This window comes from Streptomyces sp. NPDC005784, from assembly GCF_042871525.1.
Classification (GTDB): Bacteria; Actinomycetota; Actinomycetes; order Streptomycetales; family Streptomycetaceae; genus Streptomyces.
In genome coordinates, this window is sequence record NZ_JBIAIQ010000016.1 from 62489 (window position 1) to 80765 (window position 18277).

General features: G+C 71.5%; 14 protein-coding genes. 8 read left to right on the forward strand and 6 right to left on the reverse strand.

Annotated elements, in window-relative coordinates; all coding sequences use genetic code 11:
* Positions 1-88 precede the first annotated feature (88 nt).
* Complete coding sequence (locus tag ACFYR3_RS24420) at positions 89-1189, forward strand: citrate synthase 2 (RefSeq protein WP_355847143.1); 1101 nt, start codon at positions 89-91, stop codon at positions 1187-1189.
* Between the two features lie 33 nt (positions 1190-1222).
* On the opposite strand, the gene ACFYR3_RS24425 is transcribed toward ACFYR3_RS24420, so the two are convergent.
* Positions 1223-2278, reverse strand: a complete 1056-nt coding sequence (locus ACFYR3_RS24425; RefSeq protein ID WP_355847146.1) for a 2-oxoglutarate and iron-dependent oxygenase domain-containing protein — start codon at positions 2276-2278, stop codon at positions 1223-1225.
* A gap of 757 nt (positions 2279-3035) precedes the next feature.
* Here ACFYR3_RS24425 and ACFYR3_RS24430 point away from each other — a divergent pair.
* Entirely contained in the window at positions 3036-4418 is a 1383-nt protein-coding gene (locus tag ACFYR3_RS24430; protein ID WP_389284724.1) for a PAS domain-containing protein, read from the forward strand.
* A gap of 76 nt (positions 4419-4494) precedes the next feature.
* Here the strand turns inward: ACFYR3_RS24430 and ACFYR3_RS24435 are convergent, their stop codons facing one another.
* Positions 4495-5250 carry an SIS domain-containing protein gene (locus tag ACFYR3_RS24435; RefSeq protein WP_355847152.1) on the reverse strand — a complete coding sequence of 252 codons (756 nt, stop codon included), beginning with the start codon at positions 5248-5250 and terminating at the stop codon, positions 4495-4497.
* 365 nt (positions 5251-5615) lie between these two features.
* On the opposite strand from ACFYR3_RS24435, the gene ACFYR3_RS24440 reads away from it, so the two are divergent.
* Complete coding sequence (locus ACFYR3_RS24440) at positions 5616-6308, forward strand: metal-dependent transcriptional regulator (RefSeq protein WP_261701816.1); 693 nt, start codon at positions 5616-5618, stop codon at positions 6306-6308.
* 892 nt (positions 6309-7200) lie between these two features.
* Complete coding sequence (locus ACFYR3_RS24445; protein WP_355847155.1) at positions 7201-8067, forward strand: alpha/beta hydrolase; 867 nt, start codon at positions 7201-7203, stop codon at positions 8065-8067.
* Positions 8068-8089: 22 nt separating this feature from the next.
* On the opposite strand, the gene ACFYR3_RS24450 is transcribed toward ACFYR3_RS24445, so the two are convergent.
* The 3 genes from ACFYR3_RS24450 to ACFYR3_RS24460 all read right to left on the reverse strand — a co-directional run bounded on the left by ACFYR3_RS24450 (position 8090) and on the right by ACFYR3_RS24460 (position 11353).
* Complete coding sequence (locus tag ACFYR3_RS24450; protein WP_355847157.1) at positions 8090-9703, reverse strand: transporter; 1614 nt, start codon at positions 9701-9703, stop codon at positions 8090-8092.
* Positions 9700-10497, reverse strand: a complete 798-nt coding sequence (locus tag ACFYR3_RS24455; protein WP_389284725.1) for an ABC transporter ATP-binding protein — start codon at positions 10495-10497, stop codon at positions 9700-9702. The genes ACFYR3_RS24450 and ACFYR3_RS24455 overlap by 4 nt, the downstream gene beginning before the upstream one ends.
* Positions 10498-10699: 202 nt before the next feature.
* Positions 10700-11353 carry a bifunctional DNA primase/polymerase gene (locus ACFYR3_RS24460; protein WP_355847163.1) on the reverse strand — a complete coding sequence of 218 codons (654 nt, stop codon included), beginning with the start codon at positions 11351-11353 and terminating at the stop codon, positions 10700-10702.
* A gap of 304 nt (positions 11354-11657) precedes the next feature.
* Between ACFYR3_RS24460 and ACFYR3_RS24465 the strand changes: the two genes are divergently transcribed.
* The gene (locus ACFYR3_RS24465; protein ID WP_355847165.1) at positions 11658-13043 is read left to right on the forward strand and encodes a transcriptional regulator; all 1386 of its coding nucleotides are present in this window, start codon (positions 11658-11660) and stop codon (positions 13041-13043) included.
* 493 nt (positions 13044-13536) lie between these two features.
* The gene (locus ACFYR3_RS24470) at positions 13537-15162 is read left to right on the forward strand and encodes a hypothetical protein (protein ID WP_389284726.1); all 1626 of its coding nucleotides are present in this window, start codon (positions 13537-13539) and stop codon (positions 15160-15162) included.
* A 148-nt stretch (positions 15163-15310) separates the two neighbouring features.
* Here ACFYR3_RS24470 and ACFYR3_RS24475 read toward each other — a convergent pair whose 3' ends face one another.
* On the reverse strand, positions 15311-16609 hold the full coding sequence (locus ACFYR3_RS24475; RefSeq protein WP_355847421.1) for an ABC transporter substrate-binding protein: 1299 nt from the start codon (positions 16607-16609) through the stop codon (positions 15311-15313).
* 117 nt (positions 16610-16726) lie between these two features.
* Between ACFYR3_RS24475 and ACFYR3_RS24480 the strand changes: the two genes are divergently transcribed.
* Positions 16727-17227: a hypothetical protein gene (locus ACFYR3_RS24480; RefSeq protein ID WP_355847171.1), complete on the forward strand. Its 501-nt coding sequence runs from the start codon at positions 16727-16729 to the stop codon at positions 17225-17227.
* 106 nt (positions 17228-17333) lie between these two features.
* Entirely contained in the window at positions 17334-18218 is an 885-nt protein-coding gene (gene purU, locus ACFYR3_RS24485; protein WP_355847173.1) for a formyltetrahydrofolate deformylase, read from the forward strand.
* Positions 18219-18277: the final 59 nt, after the last annotated feature.

The window sequence follows — 18277 nt, forward strand, 5'->3', positions numbered from 1 at the left end:
TTGTCGACCGTCGCCCGGACAAGGGCACAGGGGCAGGCGCACCCCCCCCACAACACCATCCGTCGTACACATCACGAGGAGCCGCCTGATGTCCGACTTCGTACCCGGTCTCGAAGGAGTCGTCGCGTTCGAGACGGAGATCGCCGAACCGGATAAGGAGGGCGGCGCTCTCCGGTACCGGGGCGTCGACATCGAGGACCTCGTCGGCCATGTCTCCTTCGGCAACGTCTGGGGACTCCTCGTCGATGGCGCCTTCAACCCCGGCCTGCCGCCCGCCGAGCCGTTCCCGATCCCCGTCCACTCCGGCGACATCCGTGTCGACGTGCAGTCCGCGCTCGCCATGCTCGCCCCCGTCTGGGGCCTCAAACCCCTCCTCGACATCGACGAGAAGCAGGCCCGCCACGACCTCGCCCGCGCCGCCGTCATGGCCCTGTCGTACGTCGCCCAGTCCGCCCGCGGCCAGGGCCTGCCGATGGTCCCGCAGAACGAGATCGACAAGGCCCACTCCGTCGTCGAGCGGTTCATGATCCGCTGGCGGGGCGAGCCCGACCCCAAGCACGTCGCCGCCGTCGACGCCTACTGGACCTCGGCCGCCGAGCACGGCATGAACGCCTCCACCTTCACCGCGCGCGTGATCGCCTCGACCGGTGCGGACGTCGCCGCCGCGCTCTCCGGCGCCGTGGGAGCCATGTCGGGTCCGCTGCACGGCGGCGCCCCCTCCCGCGTCCTCGGCATGATCGAGGAGATCGAGCGCACCGGGGACGCCGACGCCTACGTCCGCCGCGCCCTCGACAAGGGCGAACGCCTGATGGGTTTCGGTCACCGCGTGTACCGCGCCGAGGACCCCCGCGCGCGGGTCCTGCGCCGCACCGCGCGTGAGCTGGGCGCCCCCCGCTTCGAGATCGCCGAGGCCCTGGAGAAGGCCGCCCTCGCCGAGCTGCACGCCCGCCGCCCGGACCGTGTCCTCGCGACGAACGTGGAGTTCTGGGCGGCCATCGTCCTCGACTTCGCCGAGGTCCCGGCGCACATGTTCACGTCCATGTTCACGTGCGCCCGTACCGCGGGCTGGTCGGCGCACATCCTGGAGCAGAAGCGCACGGGCCGCCTGGTGCGCCCCTCCGCGCACTACGTGGGCCCCGGCACGCGGAGCCCCCAGGAGATCGAGGGCTACGGGGGCATCGCGCGCTGACCCCGCGCACCGGCCCGCGTCCGCCGCCGGTCATCACGCGGGAGCGAGCAGCTCCGCGTGGTGGCGGGCGGCGACGAGCGGGTGCGCCCGCAGCTTGCCCTTCAGCTCGTTGAAGCCGTACTCCGCGAACAGTGGATTCGACGGATCGTCGGTGACGCCGGGCGCGGCCGTCGCGTGCGGGAAGGGCAGCGGCTCGATCCGGGCGTCGAGGCGGGGGTTGTAGAAGAACGGCACCGAGAACCGCTCGGTGGCCCCGGCCGGGCTCACCACCCGGTGGTTGGTCGCCACGAGATACCCGTTGGTCGCGACCTCCAGGAGCTCGCCCAGGTTGACCACGAAGGCGCCCGGCAGCGGCGGCACGTCGTGGAAGCGGCCGTCGTCGCGTTGCACCTGAAGGCCGCCGACCTGATCCTGGAGCAGCAGTGTCAGGAACCCGTAGTCCTTGTGCGCGCCCACGCCCTGGTCCGCGCCGTCGCCCGCGCTCCCCGGATACCGCACCAGCTTCAGATGCGGATGCGCACGCTCGCCGAAGACCGGGTCGTAGAAGCCCGCGGGCGCCCCGATGGCGGTCAGCAGCTCACGCAGCAGCCGCGCGGCGACCGCGCTCAGCCGTTCGATCCAGACCAGCGCCGCCGTCCGCAGCTCCGGCAGCGCGGCCGGCCACTGGTTCGGCCCCTGGAGCCACCAGTACGCGGGCTCACCGGGACCGGGTGTGCGCGCGGGCCGCTCGGCCCCTATGTCGAGCTGGTCCCGCCAGTCGCGGCTGCCGCCGGTCCGCTCGTCACCCGTCCGTGTGTACCCGCGGAAGTGCGGTGAGCCGATGTTGTCGATGGCCAGCCGGTCGGCCTCGGGGAGCGCGAAGAACCGGTGCATGGCCCGCAGCAGCGCGCCGGTCTCGGCCTCGCTCACGCCGTGCCCGATGAGCTGGAAGAACCCCACGTCGTGGGCGGCGCTGTGCAACTGCGCGTGCAGCAGCGCCCGTGCCTGGGGGCCGCGGTCGGCCGCGGAGAGATCGATGATCGGAAGCTGCTGGTACGAGGAGGCGTACGAGGGGATGCTCCGCCCGTTCGGGGCAGGCGTGGAAGACATGTTCGTCGTCATGAGATGCGTCCGCGGGGTGTACGGGTGCCCGGGCGGGCCGCCAGGGGTGGGGCGGGGGCCACGGGTGCCAGGTGAAGGAGAGCGATGCGAGGGGGCCGGGTCAGGCGGAGCGCCGACAGCCCATGCTCGTGACGCGCACGTAGTCCACGTGGCGGCGTCGGACGAGCATCGGAAGCATGGCCACAGCGTACTGCGGCCGCCCCCGCGATCCACCTGTGACCTGGATCACTCCGGCCGTCGCTCGGTCCGGCTGGACTCCTGCCTCGGTTTCGAGGTCTCGTCCGGACCGAACGCAGACGACCCGCGAGCTCGGGTCCCTCCGCCTGTCGGCGATGGGGCCGGCCGGACGTACCGGCGAGCTCGCGGGTCGGGTGACTGCGTTGGATTGGGCCGGCTGCATGCACATCACACATGCTGGTCCGGCGCCGAACCGAGTCCGACAACGGGCCGCTAGCCCGCAGCCACCTCGTATGTCCGGGTTTCCGTCATTAGCCGAACCACCTCCTCTCCTACGTGGGCAGCACTCTAGGAAGACATCCCGGGAGCCTCAAGCGATTTATGGAGAGCGATTCACGGGGACGTGCCGGACGGGGCTTCTGGGGCGGGCGGTGCGGAAATCCGGCGTACAGCGATTTCTTCCCATCTTCGGGGAACGAGGTGTGGGCTGGGTCACGTTCGAGTTGAATGGTGACGAGCGAGTGAACTGTCGCGCCGTACACGCGGACGCAGCCTGCAGGGGGTCCAGGTGAGTGCTTCCCGGCGTAGTGGGACCACCGACGAGCTGGGGCCGGACGAGCCCGAGCGGGACGGCTCGGATCTGCTTGCCGCCCTGCTGGACGGCATGGACGCGGCTCTGTGCGCCTTCGACGCCGACGGGGTCCTCACACACTGGAACCGCGAGGCCGAGCGCATTCTCGGGTGGACGGCGGCCGAGGCCGTGGGGCGGCGCGGATTCGCGGGCTGGGCCGTGCGGACCGCGGACGCCGAGGAGGTCGAGGCCCGGCTGATGTCCGCCATGGAGGCCCCCGGCCGCCAGGTGCACGAGTTCGCGCTCCTCACCAAGGACGGCGGCCGGGTGCTCGTCCGCACCCAGTCCGCCGCCGTCCGCGGACCGGACGGCAAACCCGCCGGGGTGTACTGCGCCTTCAGCGAGGTGCACACACAGATCGACCTGGAACGGTCCATCGCCCTGAGCGAGGCGCTCTTCGAGGACGCGAGCTGGGGTGTGGTGCTGGTCGACGCGGACCTGCGGCCCGCCGTGGTCAACGCGCACGCCGCACAGGCCCTCGGGACCGGCCGCACCTCCGTCCTCGGCAGGCCGCTGGGAGACCTGCTCTCCCAGGGCGTCGAGGAACTGGAGAGCGCCCTCACGCACGTCCTGTCCGAAGGCGCGCCGCCGGCACCCGCGGAGATGTGGGTGAGCGTCCGCACGCCGGAGGGCGAGAAGCGGCGCTGCTGGCTGAGCGGCTTCCTGCGGCTCGCCTCGCCGCTCGCGGAGGAACCCGTACCGCTCGGCGTCGGCTGGCTCTTCCAGGACGTGACCGAGGCCAAGCAGACCGAGCAGGAGGCGGCGCTGCTGCGCTTCCGCGCCAACCAGCTGCATCGCGCCGCGCGGGCCGCGGCCGAGTGCGAGGACCCGGGCGAGGCCGCCACCGTCCACCTCGACTTCGCCCTCGCGGGCTTCGCCGACCACGCCCTGGTCGACCGGGTGGCCGGGGGCCGGCTCGCGGACGGGGAGAGGCCCGTGCGGCTCGTCCGGACCGTCGCCACACCCGCCGGGTCGCCCGGACCGAGCCTCATCACCGGGAAGGCCGGACTGCCCCTGCGCTACGGGGAGGGGCACCCCGCGCTCCAGTGCGTGGAACGCGCCGGATCGGTACGGGCCGACGCGACCGCCGCCGACGCCGAGCAGGCGCGCGAGTGGGCGCTCGCCCGTCAGTGGCCGCGGGACTCCGTGCACGCCCTGTGCGCGGTGCTGCGCAGCCGCGGACGGACGCTGGGAGTCGTGACGTTCCTGCGGAGCGCGGGCCGCAACCGGTTCGAGCGCGCGGACGCGATGTACGCGGAGGACGTGGCCGTACGGATCGCGATGGCCCTGGACCTGGAGGAGCTGACGGGGAATCCGTGAGGGTGCTTCCGGAGCCCCGTCGGCGACGTGTCCGCCGGCGCCCTGTTCCCTGGGCGCCGACAGATGGAGGAGCCCCTCAGCGCCGGTAGAAGATCCGGTCCCCGTACTCCGTCATGACCCGTCCGTTCCACTCGTGGCCGCCGTCGACGTTGCCCGAGCGGAGCAGGGGCGGTTCGATGCCGCGGTCCGCGAGGGCGCCGGCGGCGGTGGCCATCACGGCCTGGAGCAGGGCCGAGGTGACGACGGTCGAGGCGGGGGCGAAGGGCGCCGCGATGGAGTCCAGGGTGAGCTCCGCGTCGCCGACCGGGATCCGGGAGTCGAGGACGACGTCGCAGTGGTCCTTCAGGTAGGTGCCCGACACATGCCGGGACGTCGTCTCGGTGGCGTAGGCGACGGAGGTGACGCCGATGACCTTGACCCCCAGGGCGCGGGCGCTCATGGCCATCTCCACGGGGAGCGCGTTGCGGCCGGAGAGCGAGATGATCACCAGCAGGTCGCCGGAACGCAGCGGGCTGCAGTCGAGGACCGCGCTCGCCAGACCGTCGACCCGCTCCAGGGCGGAGCCCAGCGTGGCGGGCATGACGTCGACGCCCACCACTCCGGGCACGGTGAGCAGGTTCATCAGGGCGAGGCCACCCGCGCGGTAGACGATGTCCTGCGCGGCGAGCGAGGAGTGCCCGGCGCCGAAGGCGAAGAGCCGGCCGCCGTCGACGACGGTGTCGGCGATCAGGGTCCCGGCCGCCTCGATCTCCCCGGCGTCCTCGTCCCGTGCCTGCCGCAGCAGGCCGATCGCGGCGTCGAAGAACTGCCCGGCCAGCTTGCTGTCGCTCATCGGCGAAGCCCCTTAGAAGTCTCGTCGGCTTGGACGTCTCGTCGGCGTCGGGTCGGCGCAGGGCGGGTGGGCGGCTGAACGGGTCGCCCCGGTGCGGCCGTACTCCCGTCGTGTCGCGGATCACGTTGCGGTCTGGACCAGTGCCCTGTCAATACGGCCTTCGGGGTCGCCGCCGAGCACGGCCGCCGGGGCGCGTGCGGGCCGGCGGGGTCCCCTGCCCGCGAGGATTCCAGGGCAATCGTCACCAAGCGCTTTCAACGGCGAGGCACGGTTGTCAGTGCTATGCGTCAGAATTGAGTCCAGGGCCAGCGCACACGCCGGCGGGCCATCGAGTCTCCGGCAGCAGAGCTAATCGAGGGGCACGAATGTCCGGACTGATCGACACCACGGAGATGTATCTCCGCACCATCCTCGAGCTGGAGGAGGAAGGCGTTGTCCCCATGCGCGCCCGGATCGCGGAGCGGCTCGACCAGAGTGGTCCGACGGTGAGCCAGACCGTGGCGAGGATGGAGCGCGACGGTCTGGTGGCGGTGGCAAGCGACCGCCATCTGGAGCTCACCGACGAGGGGCGGCGGCTGGCCACACGCGTGATGCGCAAGCACCGCCTCGCCGAGTGTCTGCTCGTCGACGTGATCGGCCTGGAGTGGGAGCAGGTGCACGCGGAGGCCTGTCGCTGGGAGCACGTGATGAGCGAGGCGGTGGAGCGGCGCGTGCTGGAGCTGCTGCGCCACCCGACCGAGTCGCCGTACGGAAACCCGATCCCGGGCCTGGAGGAGCTGGGCGAGAAGGACGGCGCGGACCCGTTCCTGGACGAGGGCATGGTGTCGCTGGCCGAGCTGGACCCGGGTCTGGACGGCAAGACCGTGGTCGTACGGCGGATCGGCGAGCCCATCCAGACGGACGCGCAGCTGATGTACACGCTGCGGCGGGCGGGCGTGCAGCCCGGCTCCGTGGTCAGCGTGACCGAGTCGGCCGGCGGGGTCCTCGTGGGCAGTGGCGGCGAGGCCGCGGAGCTGGAGGCCGACGTTGCCTCCCATGTGTTCGTCGCCAAGCGCTGACACCGTCGGCGGGCGTACCGGTAGCCACGCCACTGGTACCCCCTCCGGGGGCCGCGCGTCCGGTTCCGGCCGTGCTTGCGGTGGCCGAGCTTCCGGTAGGTGTGCTTCCGTTGGTCGTAGTACCGGTGGCCGTACTTCCGGAAGGCGCACTTCCGGTATTCGTGCTTCCGGTAGCCGTGCTTCCGGATTCTGGTTTTTTCTCCGCCCGCGCTTCCGGTGCCCGCGAGGGGCAGCTCCCGGGCGCCGGCCGAGGGGTCAGCGGTCGCTGACCTCCGCGTCGGCGTCCGGGCGCTCGCCGGACACCGTGGGGCGCACGCGGTCCGTCGCACCCCAGGCGTGTCAACTGCTGTGACAGCAGAGGCAGTTGTGATGTTTTCGCGACCTGGTCGATACGAAGATTCAGTGTGCGGAATCGCAGCGCCCGGACCGTTTGCGTGCGAGGCTGTCGCGTGAGGCATATGACCTGAGGGCTCTTGACCGTGTCCGAGAGCGATGGTGCGCGGTCGGGGAGGGGGCGTAAGGATGTGCCGCAGATGTGGAGAGGGCCCCGGCGCCATTCGGCGCCGGGGCCTGTCCTCCCCTGTGCTGACCCGGAGCCCCGAGCTCCCAGGGTCATTCCCCTCGGACCGTTTTCCCCGAGCGGTCCGCCTCCCGCAGAAGATCTCCCCGCAGCGGCGGCGGTCAATCCTTGCGGGTGGTCACTCGAACGAGGGGTGTTGCGGCCGGAAAGGCCAGTTTCGAAACCCCATTCGATAACGTGGCGATGTGGCGGGAGTACACATAGGGACACCGGGCAACACGGCAGGAGCAGCGGCAGGAAGCGGTACGAGTGGACCGGCCGGCACGTGCGGGAGCGGCCCGGTCCGAGCGAGCTAGGGGGGTGCCATTACCGATGGTGCGGCGCATCGACGTGACGGGAGCGGGCGGTGTACGCCTCGCTGCCTGGGAGTTCGCCGATCCTCCCAAGAGCGACCCGCCGAGGGCCTCCGAGGCGCCCGGCGTGCTGTTACTGCACGGTCTCATGGGCCGCGCCTCGCACTGGGCGTCCACCGCCCGCTGGCTCTCCGAGCGGCACCGGGCCATCGCCCTCGATCAGCGAGGACACGGCCAGAGCGACAAGGCCCCGGAGGCCGAGTACACCCGTGAGGCCTATGTCGAGGACGCCGAGGCCGCCCTCGACCAGCTCGGTCTCGGACCGGCCGTCCTCATCGGTCACGCCATGGGCGCGCTGACCGGCTGGCAGCTCGCCGCCAAGCGCCCCGATCTCGTCCGCGCCCTGATCATCTGCGACATGCGGGCCTCGGCACTGGGTGCCGCCTCGCAGCGCGAGTGGGAGGACTGGTTCAGGGCCTGGCCCGTCCCCTTCGCCACGCTCGCCGACGTACGGAAGTGGTTCGGCGAGGACGACCCCTGGGTGGAGCGCCGCAATCCCTCCCGCGGCGAGTTCTACGCCGAGGTGATGCACGAGTCGTCCGACGGCTGGCGCCCGGTCTTCGAACCGGAACAGATGCTCAAGTCCCGCCAGACATGGGTGTACGACGCCCACTGGGAGGAGCTCGCCCAGGTCCGCTGCCCCGCCCTGGTCGTACGTGGACTCGACGGCGAGCTCGGCCGGGCGGAGTCCCAGGAGATGGTCCGGGTCCTGCCGCGCGGCCAGTACGCGGAGGTCGCCGACGCCGGCCATCTCGTGCACTACGACCAGCCCGAGGCGTGGCGCGCCGCGATCGAACCGTTCCTGGACGGCGTGCTCACCGCCTAGAACCGGCGCAGCCCGTGCGCTCTCACCCCTTGCTGACCGCCGCCAGGATCTCCGGCAGGCGCTGCGCCGTCCGGGGTGCCGCCAACCGGAGCCCGAGAAGCGTGATCAGAGCCCCGTAGACGGCCCCCACGGGCAGCAGCAGCCAGCTCCACCGGTCCCCGTCCGCGCTCACGTTCAGCCAGATCGTGAGGGCGATGACGGGGGCGGCGAGCAGGGCGGCCGAGACCATGCCGCCGAAGATGGCGATCCAGGCGAGGCCGGCCTGACCGGGGGCCACGTTCTTGTAGCCCTCCTGGGGGATGGAGTACGGGAAGCGGGCCGAGGACCAGGCGCCGGTCGCCAGCATCGCGCCGAGCAGCGCGAAGGACAGGCCGAGCACCTCGGGCAGCTTCCCCCACGCGCCGAGCAGCCCGGTCGTCAGGGCGGTCACGAGCGTCGCGTACGGCAGGGTGATCACCAGCAGGGCCAGTGCCCGCCCGCGCAGTTCGACGTACGCGTCGCGGGTCGAGGAGATCGTCAGCGCGACCATCCAGAACGCGGACGTGTCCTGTCCGAACTGGTTGTACATCTGGATCCCGAGCATCCCCGCCGCGAAACACGCGAAGTAGACCGAGCCGGTGCCCTGGAGCGCGTTGAACACCGGCACGATCAGCCCGATGGCCAGCGAGGTTACCCAAGCCGCCTTGGTCTTCGGATCGCGCCACACGTACCGCAGGCTGCGCTCCATGACCGTGCCGGTGCGCCCGGCCGGGAGCAGGCGCGCGATCCCCGACGAGCCGGGCTCCCGGCCGGCGGGCTCCGCGGCCTGGAGCGTGGACCCGTCGGGCGAGGTCATCAGCCGCGTCAGATGACGGGACCAGAGCGCCAGGAGCCCCGCCAGGGCGGCCGCGCACAGCGCGAGCTGGGCGATCCCGGCCCCGTACGATCCGTCGCTCACCGAGTCCACGGCGCCGATCGCCGACGCGGGCGGGATCCAGCGCAGAACGTCCGTCGCCGGGTCCAGCTTCGACAGGCCGCCCGCCGAACCGAGCCGCTGTGCGCCGAAGTTGACCAGTTGCGCGCCGACCGCGACGACCAGTCCGCTGAGCACCGCCAGATCGCGGCCCTTGCGGCTGGACAGCAGCCGGATGTTGGCGGCCGCGACGGCCCGCGCGAGCGCCACACAGACCAGCAGGGCGAGCGCGAGGGCGGCCACCGCCGTCGCGTACGCCGCCGCCCCGTGCGCGACCGAGATCACCGAACCGAGCAGCAGACAGAACGTGAAGAGCGGTCCGACGCCGACCAGCGAGGCGGCCAGCAGCGCCCGGACGAGCGGCCGCGGCCGCAGCGGCAGCATCACCAGCCGCGTCGGATCGAGCGTCTCGTCGCCGCTGGGGAAGAACAGCGGCATCACGGCCCAGCCGAGCGCCAGGATCGCCACGAGCAGGACGCCGACGGCGGTGGCGTGCGCGTTGCCGCGCAGAGCGATCAGGCCGAGCAGCTGGAGCGCGGCGAAGAGCAGCACGAGCACCGTGGAGACGATGAACGCGGCCCGCCGCCCGGCCGACTGCCGCAGCCCGTTGCGCAGGAGCGACAGCTTCAGGCGTACGACGACGGGGGTGATCGACGCGGCGGAGACGCCGGTGCCGGCGCTCACCGGGGAGCCCCGCCGCCCAGCCAGTCCAGGTCGGCCGTGGTGCCCCGGCCGTGCGCGCCGACGAGCTCCAGGAAGGCCTGCTGGAGCGAGGGCGCGCTGCCGCGTACGTCGGCGAGCGGGCCGTGCGCGCGGATGCGTCCGGCGGCCATGACGGCGACCCAGTCGCACAGCGACTCGACCAGCTCCATCACGTGCGAGGAGAAGACGACGGTGGCGCCGGACGCGGTGTACCGCTCCAGGACACCGCGGATGATCTGCGCGGAGACCGGGTCGACGCCCTCGAACGGCTCGTCGAGGAAGAGGACTTCGGGGTTGTGGAGGAGGGCGCAGGCCAGACCGATCTTCTTGCGCATACCGGTCGAGTAGTCGACGACGAGTTTGTGCTGCGCGCCCGCGAGGTCGAGGACGTCGAGGAGCTGAGCGGCACGCTTGTCGACCTCGGCGCCCGGCAGACCCCGCAACCGGCCAATGTATCCCAGCAGTTCGCGCCCCGAGAGCCGCTCGAAGAGCCGGAGCCCTTCGGGCAGCACGCCGATCCGCGCCTTCACCTCCACCGGGTCGCGCCACACGTCGCGACCGACGACCTCGACGGTGCCCTGATCGGGCCTGAGCAGCCCGGTCACCATCGACAGGGTGGTCGTCTTGCCGGCCCCGTTCGGCCCGACGAGCCCGATGAACTGCCCCGCGGGAAGCTCCAGATCGATCCCGGCCACGGCGACCTGCTCCCCGAACCGCTTCCAGAGCCCCCGCACACGTACGGCGGGCACGCCGCCGTCCTTCGCTCCCTCGCTCATACAGGCACCCTAAGGGCCTACGGCCGCCTGCTACCCGCCCCTACCAGTCTCTGTCGATCTCCGCCGGAGCCCCGCAGATCACTGCGGCCCGCTGCGGACCTCTCCCGATCTCTGCGGATCCTGTGCGGCTCTCTGCCGATCTCTGCGGCCCTCCGCGAACCCCTGCGTACCTCTCCCGATCTCTGCGGACCCCTGCGTACCTCTACCGATCCCGTCCGCAGGCGTAGGTCAGCGGCGAGATCAGCTCCTCCGCGTCCGGCAGCCAGCGGTTCGCGGGCGTCGGCCGGCAGGCCCACTGCACGGCACCCCGGGAGCCGAACCGGGTCGGCGGCGCGGCCACATAGGCTCCCTCGCCGAGCGCGACCAGGTCGAGCGAGGCGGGCGGCCAGCCCAGCGTCCGTACCAGACCGGGGACTTTCGCCGCGGCGCCGGGAAGCACGAAGAAGTGCATGCGCCGGTCCGGTGTGCACGTCACCGGCCCGAGGGTGAGCTCCATCCGCTCCATGCGGGCGAGCGCCAGGAACCCGGCCGTCTCGGGCACGTCGATCGCGTCGAACGTGCGCCCCGTGGGCAGCAGGATCGACGCCGTGGGCCGCATCGACCAGAGCCGCCGCACGACGGTCGCACTGCCCGTCGCCTGGGTCGCCCAGTCCTCGCGCGTCGGATGCGCCCCGGGCACGGCACAGGCAGGCTCGCCGCAGGAGCAGAGCAGCACCCCGTCGGCCACTTCCAGCCAGGTGCCGGGGAACACGTCCCAGTGGCGTTCCCCGGCATAGCGCACAGCGGTTTCCTGCAGCGATTCGCCACGCTGCTGGGGGATCTGCGCGGACTCGGTGCCTGCGATGGTCTCTTCCACGTGGATCTCAACTCCCGCGTCCACCTCGGGTTACGGGGGACACGCGCGCGGGGGAGGAGCATCGATTCCTCGCCTGGGGCGCATGGATGCACGTGTGGGGGCGCGCAGGGGGAACGGCAGCCGGTGGTGGGTAATCAGGGGTGGGGTCGGGCAACCACCCTTACCCCGGCAATCCTCACATGTCTCGCATCTTCGGTATGTCTGCGGGGCATTGATCTTCCTGGCCGGCTTCTTTCGGTGGTCGGCAGGTGAAGACACGTCAACTCGGTGCGTGGGCAGGCACCGCAGCCACAGGGGGTACGCCATGGCCGCAAGGCCTCTCATCGCCAGGCAGCCGAACGAGCGACTGCAGGCACTCATCCAGGAAGCGGGCTGCTCGAACGCCGGGCTGGCCCGCCGGGTCAACATGTGCGGAGCGGAGCACGGACTCGATCTGCGCTACGACAAGACGTCCGTCGCGCGCTGGCTGCGAGGTCAGCAGCCGCGGGGCCGGGCTCCGGCGATCATCGCCGAGGCGCTCGGCCGCAAGCTCGGCCGGACGGTCACGATCGACGAGATCGGCATGGCCAACGGCAAGAACCTGGCGTCCGGCGTCGGTCTCCAGTTCTCGCCGACCATACTGGGGGCCATCGAGCAGGTCTGCGAGCTGTGGCGCAGCGACGTGGGGCGACGGGACTTCCTGTCCGGGTCGTCCGTCGCCGCCTCCGCGCTCGTCGAGCCGAGCCGCGACTGGCTGATCTCGTCGCCGGACTCGCAGGTCGCCCGCTCGGCGGGCCCGCGCGTCGGGCTCTCGGACGTGGCGGCGGTCCGCGCGATGACGCAGGCCCTCGTCGAGCTCGACCACCAGTACGGCAGCGGGCATGTGCGCCCGGTCGTCGTGCACTACCTGAACAGCGTGGTCTCCGGGCTGCTCGCCGGTTCCTACCGGGAGGCGGTCGGACGCGAACTGTTCGCCGCGGTCTCCCGGTTGACGGAACTCGCCGGCTACATGGCCATCGACACCGGTCAACCGGGGCTCGCCCAGCGCTACTACATCCAGGCGCTGCGGCTCGCTCAGGCGGCCGGTGACCGCGGTTACGGCGGTTACGTCCTCGCGGCGTCCATGAGCCACCTGGCCGCGCAGCTCGGCAATCCGCGCGAGATCGCGCAGTTGGCGCGGGCGGCCCAGGAGGGGGCGCGCGGGCGGGTGACACCGCGGGCGCAGTCGATGTTCCACGCCGCCGAGGCGCGCGGGCACGCGCTGATGGGCGACGCGCGCGCCGCGCAGGTGGCGTCCGGGCGGGCCGTCACGGCTCTGGAGAACGCCGACGCCGCCTCAGGGGACGACCCGACGTGGATCGCGCACTTCGACGAGGCCTATCTGGCCGACGAGTTGGCCCACTGCCACCGGGACCTCGGTCAGGCCGAGGCCGCCGCGCGGTGCGCCGAGGAGTCCCTGGCCGGGCATCCCGAGTCGCGTGCCCGCCGCCGGGCCATCGGCTACGTCCTGCTGGCCACGGCACAGGTCCAGCAGCGCGAGGTGGAGCAGGCCTGCAACACCGGTCTGCGCGCCGTCGAACTGCTCGGCACCCTCCGCTCCAACCGTGGCTCCGAGTACCTGGAGGACCTGCAGCAGCGCCTGGAGCCGTTCCAGGACGAGGCCGTGGTGCGGGAGTTCGGGGCGCGCATGGAGTTGCAGGCGGCGGCGTGAACGCACTTGTGGGGCACTTGGGTTGAGCGTGCTGCGCCCGGCGTGGCCGGACCGGTGTGCGTCCCGCTGGGGGCGCACGCCGCGTGCGCCCCATGACCGCCCCATGCGACCCGCACCCCATGCGACCCGCACCCCATGCGACCCGCACCCCGTGCGAGCCGTGGCGTGTGCGCTGCGGCGTGAGCTTGATGTGAGGGCCTGGGGAGTCGTCCGGGAGCGTTGACGCGATCGCCCGGCTTCCGGCAGGGGTGTGATCATTTCTCTTCCGCGTCTTCGGGCTCGCGCGTATGAACATATGGCCTGTACTGGCGTGAACGCCGGGAAAACGGGGGCGCTGTGAGCGAAGGAGGTGAGATACAGCGCATTCGGGGGCGGTTTCGTTACCCGTGTCACACGGTGCGGGGGTCACTGCAGGTGCTGCGTAGCACCGAGTTGTGGGGACCCGGTAGCGTGAGCCGATGATTCCGAAGGTCCCCCATTCGTAGGAGTCCCGGTGACGCAGAGTGGACAGGGCGAGGAGCCCTCGGCGCGGCCCGCGCGCGAAGGCATCGTGCTGCCCTCCGACGGTAGCGAGCCGCTGCTGCCGGGTACGACGGGTGACCGGGTGACCCCGGCGAGCGCTCCCGCCTGGGGCGGACAGTGGGGCCCCGACCAGTCGGCCGCCCCGGCCCCGCAGCCCGGTGACGGCTGGGGTGCGCCCGTGAACGCCACCCAGTCGTGGGAGGCCTCCGCGTCCTCCGAGCCCCAGGGCTGGCCGGCGTCGGACCCGCACGGCGCACAGCAGGCGCAGGGCTACGCGCAGCAGGGATCCGGCTCCGCACCGCTGCCGCCCGAGAGTGCGCAGTCCTCGTCGTACGGCGCCCAGAACGGCTATGCGCCGGGGGCGCACGGCTCGCACGCGGCTGCCGGATACGACGGCTACGGCAATTTCGGGGCCCATGACCAGCAGGGCGGGCACACCGGACAGGGCGCGTCGCTGCCGCCCGGCGGTGAAGACGGGGCGACTCAGTACATTCCTTACATACCGGCCGCCCCGGGGGGCGACGAGGGAGCGACGCAGTTCATACCGCCGGTGGGACCCGGCGCGCTGCCGCCCGAGGTCCGGCCCGAAGCGACGCAGTATCTCGGGCAGGCGCCGCAGGGCGTTCCCGGCACCGGATCGCTGCCGTCCGCCGCCGGTTCGGACGCCGACGCCACGCAGTACATCCCGCCCGTGCCCGCGCAGCCGTCCGGGTCCTACGGGATGCCCGCCGGCGCGCCGGAGGAACGGCAGCCCCCGGCGGAGTTCGACAATCTCTTCCGCAGTGAGCCGGAAGCGGCCGGGGCGACGCAGATGCTGCCGCGTATCGACGCGGCCGCCCCGCAGGCCCCGCGCGGCGGGGGCGACATGTACGGCGCGCAGCCCGTGCCGGGCGCGCCCGGTGGCCGGGCCGCCACCCGGCGTGGTGGCCCCTCCGACGGCGACGGAGCGGGCGGCGGTGGCCGCAGCGGCTCACGCGTCCCGGTGATCGCGGCCGTCGGCATCGGCATCATCGTGCTCGGCGTCGGCGCGGGCGCCCTGCTCAGCGGCGGCGGCGGAGGCGGCGGCAACGACGACACCGGCAAGACGGTGGCCGCGACCGCGCCCGCCACGCAGGGTTCGTCGGCGGCCGCCGGCGACCCGGTGAAGGCACAGGCCGTCGAGCTGGACAAGCTCCTCGCGGACAGCACCAGCAGCCGTGACTCGGTGATCGGCGCCGTGGCGGACGTGAAGGTGTGCAACAACCTCGACCAGGCGGCCAGTGATCTGCGGGACGCTGCCAAGCAGCGCGGCGAGCTGGTCACCCGGCTCTCCTCCCTCGCGGTCGACAAGCTGCCGAACCACGACGCGCTGGCCGCCGCCCTCACCAACGGCTGGAAGGCCTCCGCGGCGGCCGACAACCACTACGCGGCCTGGGCCGACCAGGTCAACAACGACAAGAAGGGCTGCCGCAAGGGCCAGGGCCGCCACACCGGGGAGACCCGAGCGGGCGACGCCGCCAGTGGCACGGCCTCCGCCCAGAAGGAGAAGGCCGCGAGGCTGTGGAACTCCATCGCGTCCAAGTACGGACTGACGCAGCGAACCCGCACCCAGCTCTGACCCGCACTCAGCTCTGACCCATACGAAAGCCCGACCCCCTCGCTGAACGGCGAGGGGGCCGGGCTTTGTTGTGAACGCTGTTCTGGTTCCGGGTCCCGGGTCCCGGGTCCCTGGGCGCATGGTCCAGGTTCCTGGTGGTCCGGGGTGGCTATTCCGCCTTCTCCAGCGTCTTCGCCATGTTGATGAACCCGTCTCGCTGCGCTGTCAGTTGACCGTCGCGAATGACCTGGAAGGTGACATCGGCGTTGACGAGGCGCGCGAAGTCGCCGGTCGAGGTCAGGTCGTCGAAGCGCCAGCTGAGCGTCGGCGTGAGCCCGCCCGTGGTCACCTTGAGGCCGCTGTCGAGTTCGCGCCGGATGGTGAGCGACGAGACCTCGCCCGCGCCGAGGGACTCGATGACCTTCTTCAGCACTGTGTAGGCGATCCAGGTGGTCTGCACTCCGGCGTCGGCGGGATCGATCCGGTTGTCGCCGAAGGCCTCCTCCTTGATCACGCTGCGCATCTCGTTCCAGCGCGCGTCGTTCACGGTCGGGTACCAGCCGGTGACGTACGACCCCTCGTAGGGGCCCGACTTGCCGCCGGAGGCGTCGATCTGCGACTGGTCGATGCTGCTGATGACGGTGCCGGTGTGCACCTTCGCGTAGGCCGCGCTGTCGCGCCGGAAGGAGTCCATGAAGGTGTTCGTGCGGTCACCGAGCGCGGGAACCACACAGCCTTGCTCGGCCGACTCGGAGGTCGCGTGCTGGAGTGCCAGCCGCGTCGGCCGGGAGTACTCGGTGGCGTCCTCGGCCGCCCGCTGGTCGGCGACCTGCGAGTGGCCCAGCGCCCTCAGGCCGGAGTTGAGCAGCACCGGCAGCTCGTCACCGGCGATGGTGTCGGGGCGGATGAGCGAGACGGGACCGCAGTTCTTGCCGAGCTGCTCGCCGAGGCCCGCCAGCAGCGCGGGCTGACCGCCGTTGACGGGGTAGGAGACGGGGCTGGTGAACTCGTCGTCGGTGACGCCGAAGCCCCCGAGGTACGGGATGCCCGCGCTTTCCAGCGGGGCGAGGAACGAACGGCTGTGCTGGCTGTAGGAACCCACGACCGCGACGACCTTCTCGTCGGCCGCCCGCTCGGCGCAGTGCGCGGCGGCGACCGAGTCGTTGTGGTCGTTGCAGGTGAGGACCTCCAGCTGACGGCCGTTGATGCCGCCGTGGGAGTTGACCCAGCGCGCGTAGGCCTTGGCCAACGCCGGCATTCCGGGCTTGTTCGTTGCGTTGGTCTTCTCCGGCGCCCAGGTCATTACCTTGACGGGGCCATCCCCGGAGCCCCCCGTGGCACCAGGGATGACCCCGCATCCGACGGCAACCGACGCGCACGCGACCAGCGCGCTCGCGTACAGCAGCTTGGCCTTGCGGGGCCGGGGCGAAAGGGGGGAGGTGGTGCGAGTACGTCGCCTACCGGTCATGGGCATGCACGATTCCCCCACACGAAAAACCCTTGTGTGACCCGTGGTCGACACTGGGTGACGTAGAGGTGAATTGCAGGGGTCGATGAACTGATTTTCATAGGGAACGTACGATCGGTGACCGTGCAAGACTCGGAGAACTCTTCCCGTCGCGGTCGTCGCTCATCCACCATGGGCGGCATGCCACTGAACGACATGCCCTGGTGGCGCTGGCGCAGCAATGTGCGCTCCGCGCTGCACATGCTTTCCGACCCCGCTTTCCAACGAGACGTCTGGCTCGCCGGCATCGACGGGTACGGCGACGTCACCGACGCCGTGTACCGCCTGGTCGAGGACACCTGGCTGGACAACTGGTCGGCCGAGAAGTACGTCGGCACGATCTTCCGGGACTCCCAGGAGGCGGCCCTCGTGGACAGCGCCGTCCTGCGGGTCCTGCGGATCATGCACCAGGTCGGACCGGACGCGCCCGTTTCCGCCTATCTCGACCACCAGGGGTGGCCGGACGCCTTGCAGGCCGCGCGCGCCGCGCACGTACGGCTGGCGTCGAGCGACGGCGAGGACCCGGACGCGCCTCCGCGCACCCTTGAGGTCCTGCGCATCCTTACGCGGTCGGCCTAGCGGTTCGGCCGGGGGTCGGCCGCGGCTCGGCCGGGGGTGCCTCCGTGGCGTCCGCGTGGCGGGACGGCGCTCCGTCGCGGGGGCCTGGTATGGGACCCTGTCCCGCATGAATGAGCCGTCCGTCCGCGGGAGCGCGCCCGCCGCCGAGCAGTACGTCCTGACTCTCTCCTGCCCCGACAAGCAGGGCATCGTGCACGCCGTGTCGAGCTACTTGTTCATGACCGGCTGCAACATCGAGGACAGTCAGCAGTTCGGCGACCACGACACGGGTCTGTTCTTCATGCGCGTCCACTTCTCGGCGGAGTCGCCGGTGACGGTGGAGAAGCTGCGCGCGAGCTTCACGGCGATCGGTGACGCCTTCCACATGGAATGGCAGATCCACCGGGCCGAGGACCGGATGCGGGTCGTGCTCATGGTCAGCAAGTTCGGCCACTGCCTGAACGACCTGCTCTTCCGCGCGCGGATCGGTGCGCTGCCCGTCGACATCGCCGCAGTGGTCTCCAACCACACGGACTTCGCGGAGCTCGTGGGGTCGTACGACGTGCCCTTCCACCACATCGCGGTGACGAGGGACACCAAGGCCGAGGCCGAGGCGCAGCTGCTGGAGCTGGTGCGCGAGAAGGGCGTCGAGCTGGTCGTCCTCGCGCGCTATATGCAGGTCCTGTCGGACGACCTGTGCAAGCAGCTCAGCGGCCGCATCATCAACATCCATCACTCCTTCCTGCCGAGCTTCAAGGGCGCCAAGCCGTACCACCAGGCGCACGCCCGCGGGGTCAAGCTCATCGGCGCCACCTCGCACTACGTGACCGCCGACCTCGACGAGGGCCCGATCATCGAGCAGGAGGTCGAGCGGGTCGGCCACGGCGTCACCCCCGACCAGCTGGTCGCCATCGGCCGTGACGTGGAGTGCCAGGCGCTGGCCCGCGCGGTGAAGTGGCACGCGGAACGCCGCATCCTGCTGAACGGGCGCCGGACGGTCATCTTCGCGTGACCGCGTGACTGTGTGACCGGGTGACTGAGTACGGGCGCTCGGGCATGCGGGCGTACGGG